Origin of the sequence: Bartonella bilalgolemi, assembly GCF_023500045.1 — a bacterium.
Classification (GTDB): domain Bacteria; phylum Pseudomonadota; class Alphaproteobacteria; order Rhizobiales; family Rhizobiaceae; genus Bartonella; species Bartonella bilalgolemii.
On record NZ_JAMCOF010000031.1, the window covers coordinates 1 to 1,148 of the forward strand.

The window sequence follows — 1,148 nt, forward strand, 5'->3', positions numbered from 1 at the left end:
CCACCTTTTCATCTGTATATTTTTTTGCATCATCGAGAACAGTTTCCATTTTCTCGTATAACTGCCCACCATTAATGGCTTCTTTCGAACCTTTTTCAACTTTACCATCGCCAATATTATCAATCACGACAGGAGCATTTGCATCACCACCTGCTAAAGTGATTTTATTCGTTTTCTTCCCATTTTCATTTTTATCATATTGAACAGTACCCTCTGCCATTTGGCCAACTGAATTCTCAAAACCCTGAACTGTGTCTTTAAGATCCTTTACGTCTTTTTCAATCCCATCTACTTTTTCGTTCGTTTCCCAAAGCTGATTTCCAGTAACAACATCGCTAGAGCCTTTTGATATTTCTCCATCTTTAACACCGGTAATCTTACTGTTGGCAAGCTGTCCTTTTTCATCCTTTCGACTTGCATCATAAGCACCTTTACCTTCATTCCAGTTTAAACCATTCTGTTCTGTTTGCTTCTCGACACCATCAATACGATTATTTAGGTCTTCCATACTTTTGTTAACACCACCAAAAGCATCAGCTACATTATTATAGGTCTCATATGTCTTCTCACCAGCTTTACCGCCAAAATTAAATTGAACAACTTCAAACTTTGGATTAGTCCATCCGTTAGCTCCATATTCTGCACCACCTCCAAAATAGTTAGCAAGTTGCTGATTTAATGCATAAAGCTGTCCACCAGTAATCGCTTCTGTCGAGAGCTCCGAAAGTACGCCATCCCTCAAGCCGGAAAGGGTCCGACCCTCACCATCTTTGTTCCTCAAAGTGACTCTTGTACCAGATAGGTTTTCTCCTATCGTAATGAGGCCATTCCTACTTCCTTTCTGCTGAACAATGCCCTTACCTCCAATACCTGAAAGCTCCTGATAAAGCTCTGAAAGTGAATCATCAACACCGGCAAAGGCTTCACCCACATTCTTGTAATCTTGTTTTTGAATCTTATACGTCGGGGCTGTTTCCTTCAGAAGATCCGCTCCGCCTCCTAAATAGTTAGAAGCATTCTGAGCTATCTTGCTTACATCACCTTGTACGTTCGTTACACTCGTAGTCAGACCTTCAATTTTTCCTGTGGTTTCAGTAAGATCGCTATTAGTCTTATAAAGCTGCTTGCCTGTTACAGCTTCTGTCGAA

The 1,148-nt window shown here is 40.7% G+C and carries 1 pseudogene; it reads right to left on the bottom strand.

The annotated features are described in order from the left end of the window. Positions 1–1,148, bottom strand: a pseudogene (locus tag M4Z11_RS07335) (adhesin); the annotation flags it as partial.